This is a genomic window from Streptomyces sp. NPDC056224, assembly GCF_042267665.1.
In the GTDB taxonomy this organism is placed as follows: Bacteria; Actinomycetota; Actinomycetes; order Streptomycetales; family Streptomycetaceae; genus Streptomyces.
In genome coordinates, this window is sequence record NZ_JBHJTK010000004.1 from 75,002 (window position 1) to 92,911 (window position 17,910).

The 17,910-nt window shown below is 73.3% G+C and carries 14 protein-coding genes and 1 tRNA gene; 6 read left to right on the forward strand and 9 right to left on the reverse strand.

What is annotated here, in order from left to right:
* Positions 1 to 124: 124 nt before the first annotated feature.
* Together ACFCZ1_RS07695 and ACFCZ1_RS07700 are read right to left on the reverse strand one after the other, a co-directional pair.
* Complete coding sequence (locus ACFCZ1_RS07695; RefSeq protein ID WP_376677478.1) at positions 125 to 1,900, reverse strand: S8 family serine peptidase; 1,776 nt, start codon at positions 1,898 to 1,900, stop codon at positions 125 to 127.
* A 266-nt stretch (positions 1,901 to 2,166) separates the two neighbouring features.
* Positions 2,167 to 3,522, reverse strand: a complete 1,356-nt coding sequence (locus ACFCZ1_RS07700) for a cation:dicarboxylate symporter family transporter (RefSeq protein WP_376677479.1) — start codon at positions 3,520 to 3,522, stop codon at positions 2,167 to 2,169.
* A 105-nt stretch (positions 3,523 to 3,627) separates the two neighbouring features.
* On the opposite strand from ACFCZ1_RS07700, the gene ACFCZ1_RS07705 reads away from it, so the two are divergent.
* Positions 3,628 to 5,226: an ATP-binding protein gene (locus ACFCZ1_RS07705; protein WP_376677480.1), complete on the forward strand. Its 1,599-nt coding sequence runs from the start codon at positions 3,628 to 3,630 to the stop codon at positions 5,224 to 5,226.
* Complete coding sequence (locus ACFCZ1_RS07710; RefSeq protein WP_376677481.1) at positions 5,223 to 5,927, forward strand: response regulator; 705 nt, start codon at positions 5,223 to 5,225, stop codon at positions 5,925 to 5,927. Before ACFCZ1_RS07705 ends, ACFCZ1_RS07710 begins: the two co-directional genes overlap by 4 nt.
* Here the strand turns inward: ACFCZ1_RS07710 and ACFCZ1_RS07715 are convergent.
* Positions 5,882 to 6,733 (reverse strand): tyrosinase family protein, encoded by an 852-nt coding sequence (locus tag ACFCZ1_RS07715; RefSeq protein WP_376677482.1) that lies wholly within the window; start codon positions 6,731 to 6,733, stop codon positions 5,882 to 5,884. The genes ACFCZ1_RS07710 and ACFCZ1_RS07715 overlap by 46 nt on opposite strands.
* Positions 6,730 to 7,122, reverse strand: a complete 393-nt coding sequence (locus ACFCZ1_RS07720) for a tyrosinase cofactor (RefSeq protein WP_376677483.1) — start codon at positions 7,120 to 7,122, stop codon at positions 6,730 to 6,732. Before ACFCZ1_RS07720 ends, ACFCZ1_RS07715 begins: the two co-directional genes overlap by 4 nt.
* A gap of 263 nt (positions 7,123 to 7,385) precedes the next feature.
* Here ACFCZ1_RS07720 and ACFCZ1_RS07725 point away from each other — a divergent pair, with 263 nt between their 5' ends.
* Positions 7,386 to 8,777 carry a glutamate decarboxylase gene (locus tag ACFCZ1_RS07725; RefSeq protein ID WP_376677484.1) on the forward strand — a complete coding sequence of 464 codons (1,392 nt, stop codon included), beginning with the start codon at positions 7,386 to 7,388 and terminating at the stop codon, positions 8,775 to 8,777.
* A 17-nt stretch (positions 8,778 to 8,794) separates the two neighbouring features.
* Here ACFCZ1_RS07725 and ACFCZ1_RS07730 read toward each other — a convergent pair whose 3' ends face one another.
* The 3 genes from ACFCZ1_RS07730 to ACFCZ1_RS07740 all read right to left on the reverse strand — a co-directional run bounded on the left by ACFCZ1_RS07730 (position 8,795) and on the right by ACFCZ1_RS07740 (position 14,370).
* Positions 8,795 to 11,209, reverse strand: a complete 2,415-nt coding sequence (locus ACFCZ1_RS07730) for a Helicase associated domain protein (RefSeq protein WP_376677485.1) — start codon at positions 11,207 to 11,209, stop codon at positions 8,795 to 8,797.
* 453 nt (positions 11,210 to 11,662) lie between these two features.
* Positions 11,663 to 13,324, reverse strand: coding sequence for a sigma-70 family RNA polymerase sigma factor (locus tag ACFCZ1_RS07735; protein ID WP_376677486.1), 1,662 nt, complete (start codon positions 13,322 to 13,324; stop codon positions 11,663 to 11,665).
* Positions 13,325 to 13,572: 248 nt separating this feature from the next.
* A complete protein-coding gene (locus tag ACFCZ1_RS07740) occupies positions 13,573 to 14,370 on the reverse strand; it encodes an IclR family transcriptional regulator (RefSeq protein ID WP_376677487.1) in 798 nt (265 codons plus the stop codon).
* Positions 14,371 to 14,459: 89 nt separating this feature from the next.
* Here ACFCZ1_RS07740 and ACFCZ1_RS07745 point away from each other — a divergent pair, with 89 nt between their 5' ends.
* Complete coding sequence (locus ACFCZ1_RS07745) at positions 14,460 to 15,122, forward strand: bifunctional 4-hydroxy-2-oxoglutarate aldolase/2-dehydro-3-deoxy-phosphogluconate aldolase (protein ID WP_376677488.1); 663 nt, start codon at positions 14,460 to 14,462, stop codon at positions 15,120 to 15,122.
* Positions 15,119 to 16,114 (forward strand): PfkB family carbohydrate kinase, encoded by a 996-nt coding sequence (locus ACFCZ1_RS07750; RefSeq protein WP_376677489.1) that lies wholly within the window; start codon positions 15,119 to 15,121, stop codon positions 16,112 to 16,114. The genes ACFCZ1_RS07745 and ACFCZ1_RS07750 overlap by 4 nt, the downstream gene beginning before the upstream one ends.
* Here ACFCZ1_RS07750 and ACFCZ1_RS07755 read toward each other — a convergent pair.
* Complete coding sequence (locus tag ACFCZ1_RS07755; protein WP_376677490.1) at positions 16,077 to 16,961, reverse strand: aldo/keto reductase; 885 nt, start codon at positions 16,959 to 16,961, stop codon at positions 16,077 to 16,079. The genes ACFCZ1_RS07750 and ACFCZ1_RS07755 overlap by 38 nt on opposite strands.
* A gap of 286 nt (positions 16,962 to 17,247) precedes the next feature.
* Between ACFCZ1_RS07755 and ACFCZ1_RS07760 the strand changes: the two genes are divergently transcribed.
* Positions 17,248 to 17,324, forward strand: a tRNA-Trp gene (locus tag ACFCZ1_RS07760).
* 103 nt (positions 17,325 to 17,427) lie between these two features.
* Here the strand turns inward: ACFCZ1_RS07760 and ACFCZ1_RS07765 are convergent.
* Positions 17,428 to 17,826 carry a VOC family protein gene (locus ACFCZ1_RS07765; protein WP_376677491.1) on the reverse strand — a complete coding sequence of 133 codons (399 nt, stop codon included), beginning with the start codon at positions 17,824 to 17,826 and terminating at the stop codon, positions 17,428 to 17,430.
* Positions 17,827 to 17,910: the final 84 nt, after the last annotated feature.

The window sequence follows — 17,910 nt, forward strand, 5'->3', positions numbered from 1 at the left end:
CCGGTGTCCCGGTGTCCCGGTGTGCCTGTGTGCCGTGCCGGACCCGGAGACCCGGTCGCGGAACCGACGGAGGCCGCCGGGGTGCAGTTGCACTGCCCCCGACGGCCCCGTCCGGCCGGAACCCCTAGAAGGTGAGGTTCCAGGAGTCGATCTTGCCGATGTCGCCGCCGGCGTTGTCGTTCACCCGGAGCTTCCAGGTGCCGTTCGCGACCTCGGAGGAGGCGTTCACGGTGTAGACGGTGTTGATGTTGTCGGTGCTCCCGCCGGCGCGGTTGTGCACGGTGTACACGGTGCCGTCGGGGGCGACGAGGTCCACCTTCAGGTCACCGATGTAGGTGTGCACGATGTTCACGCCCACCTTGAGGGTGGCCGGTGCGTTGCCGGTCACCCCGCTGACGGTGAGGGGGCTCTCCACGGTGGTGTTGTCGCCGATGGCGACGTCACCGAGGTTCTCGAAGTACTTGCCGGGCGGCGGGGTGGAGCCCACCGCCTTGAGCGCGTCGACCTGGCCCTCGCCGAAGAAGCCGTTCTTGGCCGTGGTGCCCGTGCAGCGGCTGTCCGACGGGCAGGCGACGTCGTTGGCCTGGGTGGCCAGCTTGTCGCGCAGCTGCGCCGGGGTGATGCCCGGGTTGGTGCTCGCCAGCAGCGCGGCCACGCCGGCGACGTGCGGGGAGGCCATCGAAGTGCCGCTCATGGTGCCGTACTTGCCGCCCGGCTGGGTGCTGTAGATGCCGGTGGCGTCCCCGCCGGGGGCCGTGACGTCGATGACGTTCAGGCCGAAGTTGGAGTACGAGGCCTTCGCGGTGGTGCCCATCGCCGAGACCGTGACCACGCCCGGGAGTTCGGTCGGGATGTCGAGGCAGGCGTTGGTGATGGTGCGGGTGACCGGCGTCGAGTCGTTCGGGCTCTCGGTGTCGGTCCGCTTGTTGGCCAGGTCGATGTTGGAGTTGCCGGCCGCCGCGACCTGCAGCGAACCCTTGCCCTCCGCGTACTCCTGGGCGCGCTTGACGCCCTCGATGATCGCGGCCTGGTCGGCGTTGTCCGGGCAGTTGAACTGCCACGGGTCGGTGTAGTAGCTGTTGTTGGTGACCTTGAAGCCGTGGTCGCCCGCCCACATGAAGCCGCAGACGGTGTTCTCGGCGAAGAACAGCGAGGAGCCCGGCTCGGCGATGCGCACCGAGGAGATCTTCACGCTCGGGGCCACGCCGATGACGCCCTTGCCGTTCTTGGCGGCCGCGACCGTGCCGGCCACGTGCGTGCCGTGGGTGCCCACGTCGCGCCAGGAGCCGGTGCGGGTGTCGGCCTTGCCGTAGGCGCAGGACGCGGAGTCCGCCGCGTTGAAGTTCGGCGCCAGGTCCTGGTGCTGGTCGTCCACACCGGTGTCGAGGATGCCGACCTTGACGGTGGGGGAGCCGGTGGTGACGGCCCAGGCCTGGTCGGCCTTGATCTGGGTCATGTCGGCGCGGACCGGCTCGCCCGACGGGGTGGTGGCCTGCGCCGGGTTGGCGGGGAGCGCCGGGTTGTAGGCGTCGGCCGGCACGTCCGAGGTGCGGGTGGCGCCGACCTGCTGGACCCCGGCCACACCGCGCATGGTGGTGGCGAAGGTGCCGGAGGCGGAGTGGGCGACGATGACGCCGATGGCGTCGTAGTTCGTGAAGACCGTACCGCCGTTGGCGGCGACGGCGGCACGCACCGCCGAGCTGTCACCGGGAGCGGTGATCACGAGGTAGGCACGGGTGCCGGCAACCCAGGTCGCACTCTGGGAAGTCGGGGCCGCGGCCCGGGGCGCCGCCGCGGCCGCCGGGGCGGAGGCGGGGGCGGAGGGAGAGACGGGGGCGGTGCCCGCGAGCGCGGCGGGAGCCCCGAAAGCGAGTGCGGCGCCGAGCGTGGCGGCCAGCACGAGGGTACGTCGAGGTCGGCTGGATATGTGGGGTATCAATGCGTCCTCCGATGACCCGGCGGTGCGGATGGCACCTACCGGGCCGTACGAAACGAGTGGTGGACGCAAGATGTCAGACGCGTGCCCCGGTATGGAAGTACCTTTTACAGCACGCGCGTTCTCAGGGTGATGGCTGAAAATAGCCCCTACCGGGAGTAGTCGGGGCCGACCGGGCTGGGCACCGTGGGGGCGAGCCCTGCCCGGTCGGCCCCTGCGGGGCGGACCGGCTACACCGGTACGCCTTCCTTGGCGTCGGCCGTCTGGGACGGTACGGCGCCCGCCGGTTCGACGTGTGCGTCGTCGACCAGCGTGGTCTCGTCGAACGGCAGCCGCCCGGCCAGTACTTCGGCGGCCCGTCCGTGGTCGAACTCCTTGGTCCACGTCCCGATGAGCACGGTGGCCACGGCGTTGCCCGCGAAGTTGGTCAGGGCCCGCGCCTCGCTCATGAACCGGTCGATGCCCACGATCAGGCCGACCCCGTCCACCAGTTCCGGCCGGTGCGTCTGGAGTCCGCCGGCGAGCGTGGCGAGGCCGGCGCCGGTCACCCCGGCCGCGCCCTTCGAGGCGATGATCATGAACAGCAGCAGCGAGATCTGCTCGCCCAGCGCGAGCGGCTTGCCCATCGCCTCCGCGACGAACAGCGAGGACATCGTCAGGTAGATCGCGGTCCCGTCCAGGTTGAAGGAGTACCCGGTCGGCACCGTGATCCCGGTGACCGGGCGCGACACCCCCAGGTGCTCCATCTTCGCGATCAGCCGCGGCAGCGCGGATTCGGACGAGGAGGTGGACAGGATGAGCAGGAACTCCCGGCTTAGGTAGCGCAGCAGGGCGAACACGCTGACCCCCGTGCAGACCCTCAGCAGGGTGCCCAGCACCACGAAGACGAAGATCAGACAGGTCGTGTAGAAGCCGACCATGATGACGGCGAGGGATTTCAGCGCGTCGATGCCTGTCGCTCCGACCACCGCCGCGATCGCCCCGAAGGCGCCCACCGGCGCCGCCCACATGATCATCGCCAGTACCCGGAAGACCAGCTTCTGCAGGTGCCCGATCCCGCGCAGCACGGGCTCGCCCGCGGCTCCCATGGCCTGGAGCGCGAACCCGCACAGCAGCGCCACCAGCAGCGTCTGGAGCACCTGGCCCCCGGTGAAGGCGGACACCAGCGTGGTCGGGATGATCCCGAGCAGGAACTCCGGGGTGCTCTGCGCCCCGCCCGCCTTGGCCTGGGCCTCGCCCGCGTGGCGCGCGGCCTCGGTCAGGTGCAGTCCGCTGCCCGGCTCCAGCAGGTTCCCCACCAGCAGACCGATGGCCAGGGCCACCGTGGACATCACCATGAAGTAGCCGAGGGCGAGTCCGCCCACCGCGCCCACCTTGGCGGCCTTGCGGACCGAGCCGATCCCCAGCACGATCGTGCAGAAGATCACCGGTGAGATCATCATCTTGATGAGGTTGACGAAGCCGGTGCCCAGCGGCTTGAGCTCCACGGCCACGCCGGGGGCTGCGAAGCCGACGGCGATGCCGAGGAGTACCGCGGCGATCACCGCGATGTAGAGATAGTGCGTTCTGTCGCGCCTGGCGGCCACGATGCCTCCTGTGGTGAATACGTCCCGGGAGGACCATCACCCAGCGCTGTGACCCCGGTCACCCTTGCGTTCATTGAGTTCACGAGCCGGTGCACACTGAGCGCCATGTTCCGTTTGCCCCGGCCGCCGCGCAGCCTCGCCGGCCAGCTCTTCGCCATGCAGGTGCTGCTGGTCGCCGTCGTCGTCGCCGGATGCGCCGTCTTCGCGTACGCCACCGCGCGCGGCCAGGCCGAGGACGCCGCCCGGCGCCAGGCCGGAGCCGTGGCCCGCGCGGTCGCGGACTCCCCGTCGGTCCAGGAGGCCGTACGGGAGGCCGGGCGCGGCATCGATCCCACGACCCGGCTCCAGCCGTACGCGGAGCGGGTCCGGGTCGACTCGGGGGTCGGCTTCGTGACGATCATGGATCCGGCCGGGCGGCGCTGGACCCACCCCGACCCGCGCCGGATCGGCGAGCGCTTCATGGGCAACACGGCCCCCGCCCTGCGCGGCGAGACGTTCAGCGAGACCTACACGGGCACCCTCGGCCCCTCGATCCGCGTCGTCACCCCCCTCACCGACGACGGCCGCGTCGTCGGCATGGTCAGCGCGGGGATCACCGTCCGTGCGATCAGCGCGCGGCTCGCCTCCCAGCTCACCGCGCTCGGCTGGGTCGCCGCCGCGGCCCTCGCACTCGGCGGGGCGGGCACGTACATCGTCAATGCCCGGTTGCGCCGCCACACCCACGGGATGAACGCGGCCGAGCTCAGCCGGATGTACGACTACCACCAGGCGGCCCTGCACGGGGTGCGCGAGGGGCTGCTGATGCTCGACGGCCAGCGCAGGATCACCCTGATCAACGACGCCGGGCGGGAGCTGCTGGGCCTGCGGGACGCGATGACGGGCACCGGAGTCGCGGACCTCGGGCTGCCCGCGCCGCTCACCGGCGCCCTGCTCGCCGACCGGCCCCGGGTGGACGAGGTGCACCTGACCGCCGACCGGGTACTCGTCGTCAACAGCTCGCCCGTTGCGGGCGGCGGCCGCCGGGGCACCGTGGTCACCCTGCGCGACCACACCGAACTCCAGGTTTTGACAGGGGAGTTGGACCACGAACGCGGTTTCACCCAGGCCCTGCGCTCCCAGGCCCACGAGGCGGCGAACCGCCTCCACACGGTGGTCTCGCTCATCGAACTGGGCCGCGCGCAGGAGGCGGTGGAGTTCGCCACCGCCGAACTGGAACTGGCGCAGGCACTCACCGACGAGGTGGTCACCGCCGTCGGGGAACCGGTGCTCGTGGCGCTGCTGCTCGGCAAGGCCGCCCAGGCACACGAGCGGGGCGTCGAGCTGGTCGTCACCCCCGACAGCACGGCCGTCGACGGCGCGGCGGGGACTCCGCCGGCCCGGGACCTGGTCACCATGGTCGGCAATCTCGTGGACAACGCCATGGACGCGCTCACCGGCGTCCCCGGCGGGCGGATCGCGGTCACCGTGCGCTCCGGCGCCGACGGACTGCTGCTGCGCGTGGCCGACAGCGGCCCGGGCCTGCCCGAAGGGGTGGACGTGTTCCGGCGCGGCTGGTCCGGCAAGGGAGAGGGGCGCGGGCTCGGCCTGGCCCTCGTGCGGCAGGTGGCGCAGCGCCACGGCGGCACCGCCGAGGCGGCCCAGCAGCCGGACGGGGGAGCCGAGTTCACCGTACGCCTCCCTGTGCGACCGGAGCCCCGGCCGTGACCGCGCCCGAGGTACGGGTCCTGATCGTCGAGGACGACCCCGTCGCCGCCGACGCGCACGCTCTCTACGTGGGCCGGGTCCCCGGCTTCACCGCCGTCGGCACCGTCCACTCGCTCGCGGAGGCCACCCGGGCCCTGGAGCGGACCCGTGTCGACCTGCTGCTGCTCGACCTCGGCCTGCCCGACGGGAACGGCCTGCGCTTCGCGCGCGGGCTGCGGGCCGCCGGGCATCCCGTCGACGTGATCGCGGTGACGTCGGCGCGTGACCTGGCCGTGGTCCGCGAGAGCGTCTCGCTCGGCGTGGTCCAGTACGTGCTGAAGCCCTTCGCCTTCCCGACCCTGCGCGAACGGCTCCTGCGCTACGCGGAGTTCCGTGCGACGGCGGGGGAGGCCGCCGGCCAGGACGACGTGGACCGCGCGATGGCGGCCCTGCGCTCACCCCGCCCGGCGGAGCTCCCGAAGGGGCTGAGCGCCCCGACCCTGGACCGGGTCGCCGCGCTGCTGCGGGCGGCGGCCGAGGGGCTGACCGCGGCGGGTGCGGCCGAGGCGGCCGGGATCTCCCGGATCACCGCCCGCCGGTACCTGGAACACCTGGTGGACACCGGTCGCGCGGACCGCACTCCCCGGTACGGCCAGGTCGGCCGCCCCGAACTGCACTACCGCTGGCTCGCGGCGGCGGCCGGCTCGGTGTCGAAGGTGTAGAACTTCCGGTGGTCCAGCATGTCCGCCGGGGTCACGTCGTTCCACGGCCGCATCGTGTCACCCAGGTCGACGACGTTCGGCGTGCCGGCCGCCGGCAGGTAGCCGGACTGCGGGTGACGGGCCTGCCACTCGGCCCACAGCTTGTCCACGTAGGCGTGGTGCATCCAGAACACCGGGTCGTTGGGGGAGGCGCCGGTGGCCATCTGGCCGCCCACCCACACGTGCACCCGGTTGTGCAGGTTGGCGCCGCGCCAGCCCTCCAGGCTGTTGCGGAAGCCGCCGTTCGAGGCACTGTTCCAGGGGGCCGTGTCGTAGACGGGCATGGCGAGTACGGCCTCCACCTCCGCCTTGGTCGGCAGTTCGGCGACGCCGGCCCCGAGCGCCCGGCGCAGGTAGGCGCGCGCGTCCACCCGTACCGCTATGTTCCACTTGCCCGTCGCGTACGCGAACGGGCCGTCGAGGACCTGCCCGTCGCGGGCCCGGCCGGTGCCGCCGAGGAAGTCGGCGGCCCAGAGGGAGGAGCGGGTGGTGCGGTCCGCCGTCCAGTCCCAGTACGGGAGCGAAACGCTCGCGTCCACAGCCTGCAGAGCCGCTTCGAACTCGAGCAGAAAGCGGCGGTGCCAGGGAAGAAAGGAGGGCGAGCGGTGCCCTACCCGGTCGCCCGAGTCGGTGTCGCTCATGATGAAGCCGTTGTGGGTGGTGACGAACCGGTCGTAGCGGCCGGTGCGCTTCAGTTCGAGCAGCGCGTTGGTGAAGGCGCGCTTCTCCTCGGGAGTGAGCGCGGCCTGGTTCTTGCGGACGGTCATGCCGTGCCTCCCATCGGTGCGAACGGCGCGAGCTCGGCGCCCTGGAGCTCGCGTACGGCGGCCCTGGCCAGCGAGGCCGGGTCCGCGTACGTCTCGTAGTGGTTGACCACGCTGATCCAGGTGCCGTCCGCGTTGCGCATCACGTGCAGCTCGCGGCCGTCTATCCGCACGGTGGGCAGACCGGGGGAGTGGTGGCCGCCGTGGTGGCCGCCGCCGTCGGTGGTTATCCGGATGCGTCGGCCCTGGTACACCTCGTCGATCGGGCCGGCGGGTGTGGTGGCGGCCCGGGAGTCGGTGGCGGCCGCGTGCGCGGTGACGCCCGCCAGGCCGAGGGCGGTGAGTGCGCCGGCAGTGGTGCCCAAGGCCTGCCGACGGGTGATCTTGTCCATGGCCGAAGAACTATCAGGGCGCCAGGGGCAGTTGACCGCTATCCGGACATCAGTGGATAAGTTTCATATAGAACGAATGCCGCGATCTTCCCGTTCGAAGCGGCAGCGGCAGCCGAGGCAGGAGGATTTCCTGTGTAAATGCTACTAGTCGGTAATTCTTTCGGTTCGACCGCACCGCTATGGGGGCGGTCACACTGCGGAGTCGGCCGGAAGGTGCGGCGCGAGATCGGGGAAAATGTCCGCTATTCCCCTATAGTCCGGATATGGCCCTCCATGAGACGAAGGACACCGGCGCCCCCGACGCCGCCTCGGACGTGTTCACGTCCGCGCTGAGCGGACAGATCCTCCCCAAGTACCGGATGCCCGACGACCACTCGCCCACCGAGGTCGTCTACCAACTCCTGCACAACGAACTCCTGTTGGACGGAAACGCCGCGCAGAACCTGGCCACCTTCTGCACCACGTGGTCCGACGACGGCGTGCACCGCCTGATGAACGAGTGCCTCGACAAGAACATGATCGACAAGGACGAGTACCCCCAGACCGCCGAGATCGAGTCCCGCTGCGTCAACATCCTGGCCGACCTGTGGCACGCCCCCGCCGGCACCACCGGGACCGGCTGCTCCACCACCGGCTCCAGCGAGGCCGCCATGCTCGGCGGGCTCGCCCTCAAATGGCGCTGGCGCGCCCGCCGACAGGCCCAGGGCCTCCCCGTCGACCGGCCCAACCTGGTGTGCGGCCCCGTCCAGATCTGCTGGGATAAGTTCGCCCGCTACTTCGACGTCGAGCTGCGCCAGGTCCCGCTGGAACCCGGCGCCACCGGCCTGCGGCCCCATCAGCTCGCCGCGTACGTCGACGAGAACACCATCGGCGTCGTCGCCATCCTCGGCGTCACCTACACCTGCGACTACGAGCCCGTCGCCGACCTCGCCGCCGAACTGGACCGGATCCAGGCGGAGCACGGCTGGGACGTCCCCATCCACGTGGACGGTGCGAGCGGCGGCTTCGTCGCCCCCTTCCTCCACCCCGACGTGGTGTGGGACTTCCGGCTCCCGCGCGTCGCCTCCATCAACACCTCGGGCCACAAGTACGGACTCGCGCCCCTCGGCGTCGGCTGGATCGTCTGGCGCACCGCCGACCTGCTGCCCGCGGACCTCGTCTTCAGCGTGGACTACCTGGGCGGCGACATGCCCACCTTCGCCCTCAACTTCTCCCGCCCCGGCGGCGAGGTCATCGCCCAGTACTACCTCTTCCTGCGCCTGGGCCGCGGCGGCTACCGCCGCGTGCAGCAGGCCTGCGCCGACACCGCCCAGTACCTGGCGGCCGAGATCGCCGCGATGGGCCCCTTCACCCTCCTCTACGACGGCCGGGGCGCCCTCCCCGCCGTCTCCTACACGCTCACCGACCCGGCCGCGGCGGGCTTCAGCCTCTACGACCTCTCCGACCGGCTGCGGATGCGCGGGTGGCAGGTGCCCTCGTACCCGCTGCCGGCCGACCGCGACGACACGGTCATCCAGCGCGTCCTCGTCCGGCACGGCGTGACCCGCGACCAGATCGCCCTGCTCGTCGCCGACCTGCGCCGGGCCGTGGAGCAACTCAAAGCCGCACCCCCGCCCGTGCCCGCCGCCGCGCCCCGGTCCGGCTTCCACCACTGAAGCGGTTCCCGCTCCGCCTACCAGCGCATGTCCAGCGCGTTCAGGGCCCTCACCCGCTCCGGGGTGAGGGAGGCGGCGCGGGAGCGCTGGTTGGCGATCCAGGAGCCCAGCCGCAGCTCCTGGCCGCCGCCCGGTTCCACGTGCGTGCGGGGCACCCTGAGGTGCCCTTCGCGGGCGTGGAACCGCTGGGCCGCCTCCAGGTGGTCGGCCCACGCGGCGGCGTGACTGCGGCGCGGCGGCGGACGTTCCGCCTCCGTCGCCGGGGTCATCCCGAGGGTGTGCTCCAGCAGCCAGCGCTGCGCCCAGGACAGCCGCTCCCAGTTCAGGCGCTGGGTACGGACCCACCCGCCCAGGTCCTCGCCCTGGACCAGCACCTCGCCGGGCGCCGACGGGAGCCCGCCGCCCGCGTCCAGATGGAGCCGGGTCAGGTGGAAGGCACGCTGCCAGGAGATCTCCCAGGCGGGACACCAGGACGCGTCGATCGCCTCAAGGGCCTCGCGGCGGTCCGCCGACAGGGCTCCCGGCCCCTCGCGGCGGGCCGCTGCCCGCTGGTTCTTGACCCACACCCCGACCGGGGCGCCGCGCCAGGTCGCGTCCACCGGCGGCAGCAGGTGGCCGTGCTCCGCCGCCCAGGCGCGGGCCACCGCGAGCCCCTCCTCGAACGCCACGTCGAAGTGGCTCCACACCATGCCGAGTTCGTCGAGCCGCGCCACCCGCTCCCGGCCGAGCGCGCCCCGGCGGTACGTGCGGCGCGCGTCCGCGATCCACTGGCCCAGCGGGAACCGGGCCAGCCCGGGTGGCCACGCCGCGTCGCCCGCCGGCACCTTGAAGCCGAACGGCACCTTCAGGTCCCCGGCCGTGGCGGCGTAGATCCGGGCGGCCTCGACGCCGCGCCGCCAGTGCTCGCGCTCCGGATGCAGCACCCGCAGCCGGACGAAGGCGGCCAGCAGCGCCGGATCCCGGGGGGTGGAGAAGCTCAGCAGCGCCTGCGCACCGGCCCCCGGACCGGAAGCCGCCGTGGCCGACGCGGCAGGCGCGGCCGTCCGGCTCGGCGTCTGCGGCTGGGCCAGGGATTCGACCAGGCGCGAGTCGTGCGCCCGCAGCGCCTCCAGCAGCCGCGCGAGGTCCCCGTACGCCCGCGAGGTGAGCATCGTCTCCGGCGTCTCTTCGGGTCCCAGCAGTACGGGCACCACCAGGGAGGCGACCTTCCCCTCGCCGGGCCGGATCCGCAGCGCCCGCCCGACCGCCTGCACCAGGTCGGGCATGGAACCCCGTACGTCGGCCCAGTAGACGGAGTCGCACTCCTTGGTGTCCACCCCCTCGCCCAGCACCCGGACACTGCCGAGGAAGGCCTTCTCGGCGACCCGGGCGTCCGCGAACGCGCCCAGCACCCGCCGCCGGTGGGCCGCCGTGTGCTGCCCGCACAGCCAGTCCGCCCAGACGGTGCGGGGGTACACCGGCTGCGGCCGGCGGCTCGTGAGCCGCAGCCGCGTCGCCACCGCCGGGAGCCCGGCCGCGAAGGCTTCCGCCTCCTTGGTCAGGTGGTGGAACACGAGCGTGCGCCGGAACCCCTCGTGGGCGGCCGCCTTCACCAGCGCCGTCTGCAGCGCCGCCAGCCGCGCCCCGCGCACGGCGTCCGAGCGGCCGTCCCGGCCCAGCAGCACGGCCGCCCGGAACTGCGGATCGGTGACGTCCACGCACACCACCCGGTACGGCGCGCAGATGCCGCGGTCGATGGCCTCGGACAGGGACAGCGTGTAGCAGCGCGCGCCGAACGGCCCCTGCGGATCGTCCTCCATGGAGGCGACGAGTTCGCCGCCCCGCCGCGGACCCGCACCCTCCTCGGGCGTCTCCTCGCCGTCCTGCCACACGCGGGGCGTGGCCGTCAGGTAGAGCCGGCGCACGGCGGGGATCCGCGCGTTGTCGTGCACCACCGCCCAGGGTTTGCCGATCCGGCCCGAGGTGCGGTGCGCCTCGTCGACCACGATCAGGTCCCAGCCCGCCAGCCCGGCGAGATGCGCGCGCTCGATGGTGCCCAGGCCCAGCGAGGCGTACGTGGCGAACACGGTGAGCCGGTCCACCGACGGGCCGCCCCAGCGGGCCAGTTCGGCCGGATCGGTGGTCGTGGGCACGCCCGCGTCCTCCCCGCGCAGCGAGCACACGGCCAGGGACCGCCCGCTGCGGCCGCCCTCCCGCCAGGCCGCGACGGTCTGCACCAGCAGATCCAGGGAGGGGACCAGCACCAGCACCCGCCCGGCCCGCAGTTCCTCGGCCGAGCGGACGGCGACGAGGGACTTCCCCGAGCCCGTGGCCATGATCACCTGGGTCCGCAGCCCACTCGCGGGCACCCGGCCCCCGGCGGGCAGCTCCAGCGCGCGCACCACGGCGTCGACGGCCTCGCGCTGGTGCGGGCGGAGATCCTTCTTCGCCATCGTGCGTCACCCTGCCACTGTGATCGGCCGGTTTGCCTCCAGCTCCTATCCTGCCTCCATTTTGAGGCAAAGGGTGGAGAAGGCGGGGAACCGCTCCAGCCGATGTCGAGCGGGCCGGACGCGCGGCGCCCGCCCGGGCGCTGACACCGGCGCGGGGCCGTGGCTCCCGGAGCCCGTCCTCACGTCGCCCGGCCCCGCCGGGCCGGCCGAAACCGTCTCGATGGCCGTCCCGGCCGCCTGAACGCCCGGCCGTCCCGGCCGTCCTGACCACCTGGCCGTTGACCGCCCGGCCGTCCTGGCCGTACGGGGGACGCCGACCCCGACCAGCGCGCGGCGGAGCGAACGTCGGCGCCCCGCGCCCTCACCTTCGGGGCCGCCGGGCGGATCTCCATGCCGCGCCCCCGCTCCATCGGCGGGGGAGGCTGCCCGGCGTCCGGCCCTGAACCGAGCGGCTCAGCGCGCTCCGAAGTTCTGCGTCCACCAGGGACCGCCCGAACCCTGGTGGATGCCGACGCCGATGTCCTTGAAGGAGCAGTTGAGGATGTTCGCACGGTGTCCCGGGCTCTTCATCCAGGAGTCCATGACGGACTGCGGGGTCTGCTGGCCGCGCGCGATGTTCTCCCCGTACGTCGACCAGCGGTACCCGGCGGAGGTCGTCCGGGTGCCCGGGTCCGCACCGTCGGGGTTGGTGTGCGAGAAGAAGTTCCGGCCCGCCATGTCGTCGGAATGGCCCTGGGCGGCGGCCCGCAACTGCGGGTCCTCCTTCAGCGGGCCGCAGCCGGCAGCCGCCCGCTCGGCGTTGACCAGGGCCACGACCTGGCCCGCGACGCCCTGCGGGGCGGGGGCCGGGGCCGGCGCCGAGGTCCGCGGGCTCGGTGAACTGCTGCGGCTCTTCGTCGGGCTCGCGGACGGGCTCGGCGAGGCGGAGACCGACGGGGACGGGGAAGCGGACGGCGAGGGGGAAGCGGAGGGCGAGGGCGACTCCGAGGGGAGCGCGGACTCGGTAGCCGAGAGCGCGGCCAGCGGCGCCGGCGGAGGGGTGTCGCCCGCCTGCGCGCCGCCGGAACCGGGGAGTGTGCCGAGGTACACCAGTCCGCCGCCCGCGACACAGGCGGCGAGCACCGCACCGCCGATCACCCGGCGCCGGCTCTGCCTGCGCCTGCGCAGCGCGCCCCGCCCGCCACCCGACGACGTCGCGTCCAGGCCGAGGTCCGCCGCCGTGTCGGAGAAGTCGGCCCCGGCCCCAACGCCTGCCCCGGCGCCTGCCCCAACGCCTGCTCCGGCGCCGGAGGGGAAGGCGGAGCCCGCGGGGGCGAAGTCCGCCGCCCCGGACGTGCTCATCCCTGCCAGCAGGGCCGCCGAGACGGGGACGAGGGCCAGACCGGCCAGCAGCCCCTCCGCCGGAACCAGACCGCTCCACAGGCCGGAGCACCGCACGCATTCCCGCGCGTGCCGGGCTATTCGCTTGCGCCACAGTGCCGAGGGCCGGCCGTCCCAGCCCGCCACGACCGTCCGCAGCTCCTCGCACGGCGGCTGGGCGCCCAGGGCCCGTTCCACCACGCGCGCCGATTCCAGCTGCGCCTTCATCCGCTGCACCCGTACGGCGGTGTGCTGCGGGGTCAGCTCCAGCGCGGAGGCCACCTCGGCCCGGGTCAGCTCCCCGGCGCACTCGAGCCACCACAGCGACAGCAGGGCCCGGTCGTCGGGCTCCAGCCAGCGCGTGGCGCGGGCCGTCTCGCGGCGCTGACCCGCGAGGTTCAGGCGTACGACCGTCAGGTCGACGAAGTCGGCCCCCGGGTCCGCCACGTCCCCGGCCGCCTCCAGGGTGCTCTCGCCGAAGCCGCTCTGCCGGGCCTGCCAGTGCGCCCGTACGCGGTTCATCGCGATCGCCACCAGCCAGGACCGGAAGCTCTCGTCCGCGCGCAGGCCGCCCAGCCCGTCGAGGGCCCGCAGCATGGTGTCCTGGACCACGTCGTCCACGTCGCAGGACCCGTTCAACGCCCGCCCGACGATGTTGTAGACGAGCGGCAGATGGGTGCTGACGAGGTCGTCCTGCGCGCGCGGATCGCCCGCGCGGGCCGCTGCCACCAGCGCTGCCGTGTGCTGAGTGCTCATGTGATGTTCCCTGTCCGTACCGGCGGTCGATGATGCCCAATGCATGGGAGACCGTCGAGAGGGGCCTCGATAACGCTTATCCGGAATTCTTGTCCGAAGATATTTCCGCCGCCGCCTCCTCCGGAACGGAAGGCCGCGCGTAGCGCCTGGTCGAGGAGTCGCCCTGGGCCGGTTGGCGCAACGCCGCCAGCATGGCATCCCCCCGTACGGTGCCCGCCACCGGCCGCTCCGTCAGGCTCCGTGGCCGTTCACAGCAGCGGAGCCAGTGCCTGTGTGGCCGCGCGCAGCATAGGCGCGTACGACTCGATCTCCTCCCGGGAGACCAGGAAGGTCACGGTGGTGACGCTGACCCCGCCGATCGGCCGGCCGTCCGGTCCGAGGACCGCGGCGCCGACGCAGCGGATGGTCGGCTCGTTCTCCTCGTCGTCCAGCGCGAAGCCCCGGGCGCGGACGGCCGCGAGCTGCGCGTGCAGCGCCTCTGCGGTGGTGACCGACTTCGGCGTCCGCGGCGGCAGTCCGGTGGCGGCGATCAGGTCCCGCACCTCCCCGGCGGACAGGTGGGCCAGGATGCTCTTGCCGATGGCGGTCGTGTGCAGCGGCATGCGCATGCCGACGCGGGAGGCCGTCCGGAAGGGCTGCCCGCCCTCCAGCTTGCGGATGTAGGTGAGGGTCTCCCCGCTGTGCAGGGCCAGATGGACCGTCTGTCCGCCGACCGCCTGGCGCAGTTCGTCCAGGATGCGCCCGATGCTCGCCGGCTCCCCGCCGCTCACCAGCGCGGACAGCCCGCGAAGCCGGGGCCCCACCCCGTAGCGGCGCTCGCCCTCCTGGCGTACGAAGCCCTGGTCGACGAGGGACGCGAGGATCCGGAAGGTGCTGGACTTGGGCACGGCGGCCGCCGCCGTCACCTCGGAGAGGCGGTGCGGCCCGCCGGGCGCCGCCACCGCCTCCAGGATGCGCAGGGACTTCTCCAGTGCGGATCCGGCGGCGGACGTCCGGCCGCCGCGCGCGCCCTCCGGGACGTGGTCCGCGGCTTCTTCCGTTGACACGACAACTCCCGCTCTGTGTAGGGTCTAGACCACATGGTTCCGGTACACGATACGACGTTCCGCTACGTGGAACGCATCGGGAGGGTCCCTTGTCCTGTCCCCTGCCCTGCCATCCGTACGCCGTGATATCCGCCCAGCGCCTGCTGCCGGTGCTGCGCGACGCCGACGCCGAAGAGACCGTCCGCCGCACCGCCGCCCTGCTCGCCGCGGGCTGCCGCGCGGTCGAGCTGACCACCTCCACCCCCGGCTGGGCCGCCGCCGTCACCCGGACCGCCCCGCTCACCGACGCGTACGGCCGCCCCGCCCTCGTCGGCGTCGGCACGGTGACCACGACCGCGCAGGCCGAGACCGCCCTGGACGCGGGCGCCGGCTTCCTGGTCTCCCCCCATCCGGCCCCCGAGGTCCGCGAGGTCGCCGGGCGCCGCGAAGCCGTCTTCATCGAGGGCGGGTTCACCCCCGGCGAGATCGCCGCGGCCGTCCGGGCCGGGGGCGCCGCGAAGGTCTTCCCGGCGCACGTCGGAGGCCCGCGGTTCGTCCGCTCCGTCAAGGCCGTCCTCCCCGAGGGCCTGATCATCCCGACCGGCGGGATCCGGCCCGGCGAGGTCCCCGACTGGCTCGCCGCCGGCGCGGCCGCCGTCGGCATCGGCGGTGGCCTGCCTGCCGACCCGGCCGAACTGGCCGCCGTGTTCGCCGAGCTCGCCCGACCGTGCTGCGGGTCCCGCGTCGGCTCCCCGGGCCAGGACCCGCGGTGACCGGGGGGTACGACGTCCTCGTGCTCGGCGAGGTGCTCGTCGAGATCCATGCCGAGGCCGCCCTCCGCGAGGCCGCCGACGGCACCACGGCCCGCATCTCCTACTCCGGCGACGCCCTGAACGCGGCGGCCGCCGCCGCGGCGGCCGGTGCCCGGACCGCCCTGCTCGCCGTGGTCGGCGACGACGAGCTGAGCATCCCGATGCTGCGCCGCGCCGCCGAACTCGGCGTGGACGTCTCCCACGTACGCCGCGCTCCGCGCCCCAACGGCGCCTACCTGCTCTGCGCCGACACCGAAGGCGACCGGGAGTTCGTCTACTGGCGCACCCGGAGCGCCGGCTCCACCCTCTCGCCCGCGCACGTCGAGTCCTGGTGCGACCTGCTGACCGCCTCCACGGCGCTCATCACCAGCGGTGTCACCGGCGCCCTGTCACCGAGCAGCCACGACGCCGTGCTGGCCGCCGCGCACCTCGTGCACCGGGCCGGCGGGCACCTCTCGTACGACCCCAACTTCCGTCCCCGGCTGACCGGCCGGGACCGGGCCCGGGAACTGCTGGCCGCCGTCGCCCCGCTGACCGGACTGCTCAAGACCTCCTGCCCGGCCGACGCGCTCGCCCTCGTGGACACCGGCGAGCCGCGCACCGCCGCCGCCCGCTACCGCGCGCTCGGCGCCCGCACGGTCGTGGTCACCTCGGGCGCCGGCCGGCTGCTGCTGGACGACGGGACGGGCGTCCGGTACGAGCCCGTCCCCGTGAACCCGGATCCCGTCGACGCGACCGGGGCCGGGGACTGTCTCACCGGCACCACGACCGCCCGGCTCGCCCTCGGCGACAGCCTCTCGGACGCGGTGGCCTACGGCGTGGCGGCCGCCTCCCTGTCCGTCTCCGGCCGCGGGGGCACCGGGCGCGTCCCCGCCTTCGCACAGACGGCGGCTCTGGCGGCCGAACACCGCCGGATCACAGGGAGTCGAGCAGCGCGATCTCCTCGGCGGTGAAGCGCACGGACCCCGCGGCGATGTTCTCGACCAGGTGGTCCGGGTTCCCCGTGCCCGGGATGGCCAGGACGTGCGGCCCGCGGTTCAGCGTCCACGCCAGGCGCAGCTGGGCCGCCGAGACCCCGTGGGCCTCGGCCACGGCCCGTACCTCGGGGGCGTCCTCGCCGGTCACCCCCGCCTCCTTGCCCGCGCCCGCGATCGCGAAGAACGGGACGAAGGCGACGCCCTGTTCCCCGCACGCGTCCAGGAAGGCGTGGTCCTCCGCCGGGGAGCCGATCCCGTACGGGTTCTGCACGCACGCCACCGGTGCGATGGCCCGGGCCTCGGCGAGGTGGTCGGGCCGGGCGTTGGAGATGCCCAGGTGCCGGATCAGACCGGCCGTGCGGAGCTCGGCGAGCGCCCCGAAGTGCTCGGCGACCGACCCGGACCTCTCGCGGCGGGGGACGCGCAGATTGACCAGGTCCAGGTGGTCCCGGCCCAGCTGACGCAGGTTCTCCTCCACCTGCCCGCGCAGCTGGCCGGGCTCCGCCCACCACCACTGCCCGGCCGGGTCGCGGCCCGGCCCCACCTTGGTGGCGATGACGAGGTCGTCGGCGTACGGGGCGAGCGCGCGGTTGATCAGTTCGTTGGCGGAGCGCAACGCGGAGAAGTAGAAGGCGGCGGTGTCGATGTGGTTCACGCCGAGCTCGACGGCGCGGCGCAGCACGCCGGTCACCCGCTCGCGGTCGCTGGGGGAGCCGTCGGCGAGCTGTGTCAGCCGCATCGCGCCGAAGCCGATCCGGTTGACGGTCAGGTCGCCGAGCTGCCAGGTGCCCGCGGCGCCCGCGGTGGTGGTCTCTGAGGTCATCCGCCGACCGTATAGGGCGCGGCGACCCGGCCCGCGGTGAGAACCGGCGGCGGGGTCCGGTCGACGGCGAGGAAGCCGAAGGGCGTGCCGAAGCGGACCGCGGGTCGTCGTACGCCCGGAGGTTGTCCGCCGATCGCCCTGTCCGTGCTCCTCCCCCCGCCCTCCCCGCCATGGGCCCCCGCCACCCACGAGGGCTGGTGCCGACGAAGACGGCGAAGTTCCACCCGGTTGCTCGAAGAATTCGGTGGATCTTCGGCGCGGGCCGTGTCATCGTAGGTCCCACCGAAGGGGTGTAGCTCAGCTGGTCAGAGCGCCGGTCTCCAAAACCGAAGGCCGCAGGTTCGAATCCTGCCGCCCCTGCCACACGGCACAACGTGCCGAACGCCCGGACGGGGGCTCCGCTCCCGTCCGGGCGTTGCCGTCTCCCCGGGAGACCCGAGCACCGAGCGGCGGGGTGTGTCCGCGCCTATGCGGCGCCGTCCTCCTGGTATCCGTACGGCCGGGTGATGATCTCCATTCCGTGCCCGGCCGGGTCCGTGAAGTAGACGCCGCGGCCCCCGTCGTTGTGGTTGATCTCGCCGGGGTGCTTGCCGTGCGGGTCGGCGAAGTAGGCGACCCCCGCGGCCTGGATCTTCCCGAAGGCCGCGTCGAACTCCTCCTCGGACAGGAGGAACGCGTAGTGCTGAGCGGTGAGGGAACCGGCCGGGACGGTCGCGAAGTCCAGGGTGACGCCGTTGGCCGTCTCCACGGGGATGAACGGACCCCATTCGGCGCCGACTTCGAGGCCGAGGATGTGCGCCAGGAATTCTGCGGACTCCCGGTTGTCACGGGAGTGGATGATCGTGTGGTTCAGTGCGACTGACATGAGTGGATGCCTCCGAAAGGCACGTCGCGGTCACCTCCATGCCTCACCCAGCCGGTGACCGACACGCGATGCCGCATTCACGAT

Coding starts and splice junctions, on each gene's coding strand:
- ACFCZ1_RS07705 (WP_376677480.1), top strand. CDS start 3,628: ATGTTCCGTTTGCCCCGGCCGCCGCGCAGCCTCGCCGGCCAGCTCTTC.
- ACFCZ1_RS07715 (WP_376677482.1), bottom strand. CDS start 6,733: ATGACCGTCCGCAAGAACCAGGCCGCGCTCACTCCCGAGGAGAAGCGC.
- ACFCZ1_RS07720 (WP_376677483.1), bottom strand. CDS start 7,122: ATGGACAAGATCACCCGTCGGCAGGCCTTGGGCACCACTGCCGGCGCA.
- ACFCZ1_RS07725 (WP_376677484.1), top strand. CDS start 7,386: ATGGCCCTCCATGAGACGAAGGACACCGGCGCCCCCGACGCCGCCTCG.
- ACFCZ1_RS07730 (WP_376677485.1), bottom strand. CDS start 11,209: ATGGCGAAGAAGGATCTCCGCCCGCACCAGCGCGAGGCCGTCGACGCC.
- ACFCZ1_RS07735 (WP_376677486.1), bottom strand. CDS start 13,324: ATGAGCACTCAGCACACGGCAGCGCTGGTGGCAGCGGCCCGCGCGGGC.
- ACFCZ1_RS07755 (WP_376677490.1), bottom strand. CDS start 16,961: ATGACCTCAGAGACCACCACCGCGGGCGCCGCGGGCACCTGGCAGCTC.
- ACFCZ1_RS07765 (WP_376677491.1), bottom strand. CDS start 17,826: ATGTCAGTCGCACTGAACCACACGATCATCCACTCCCGTGACAACCGG.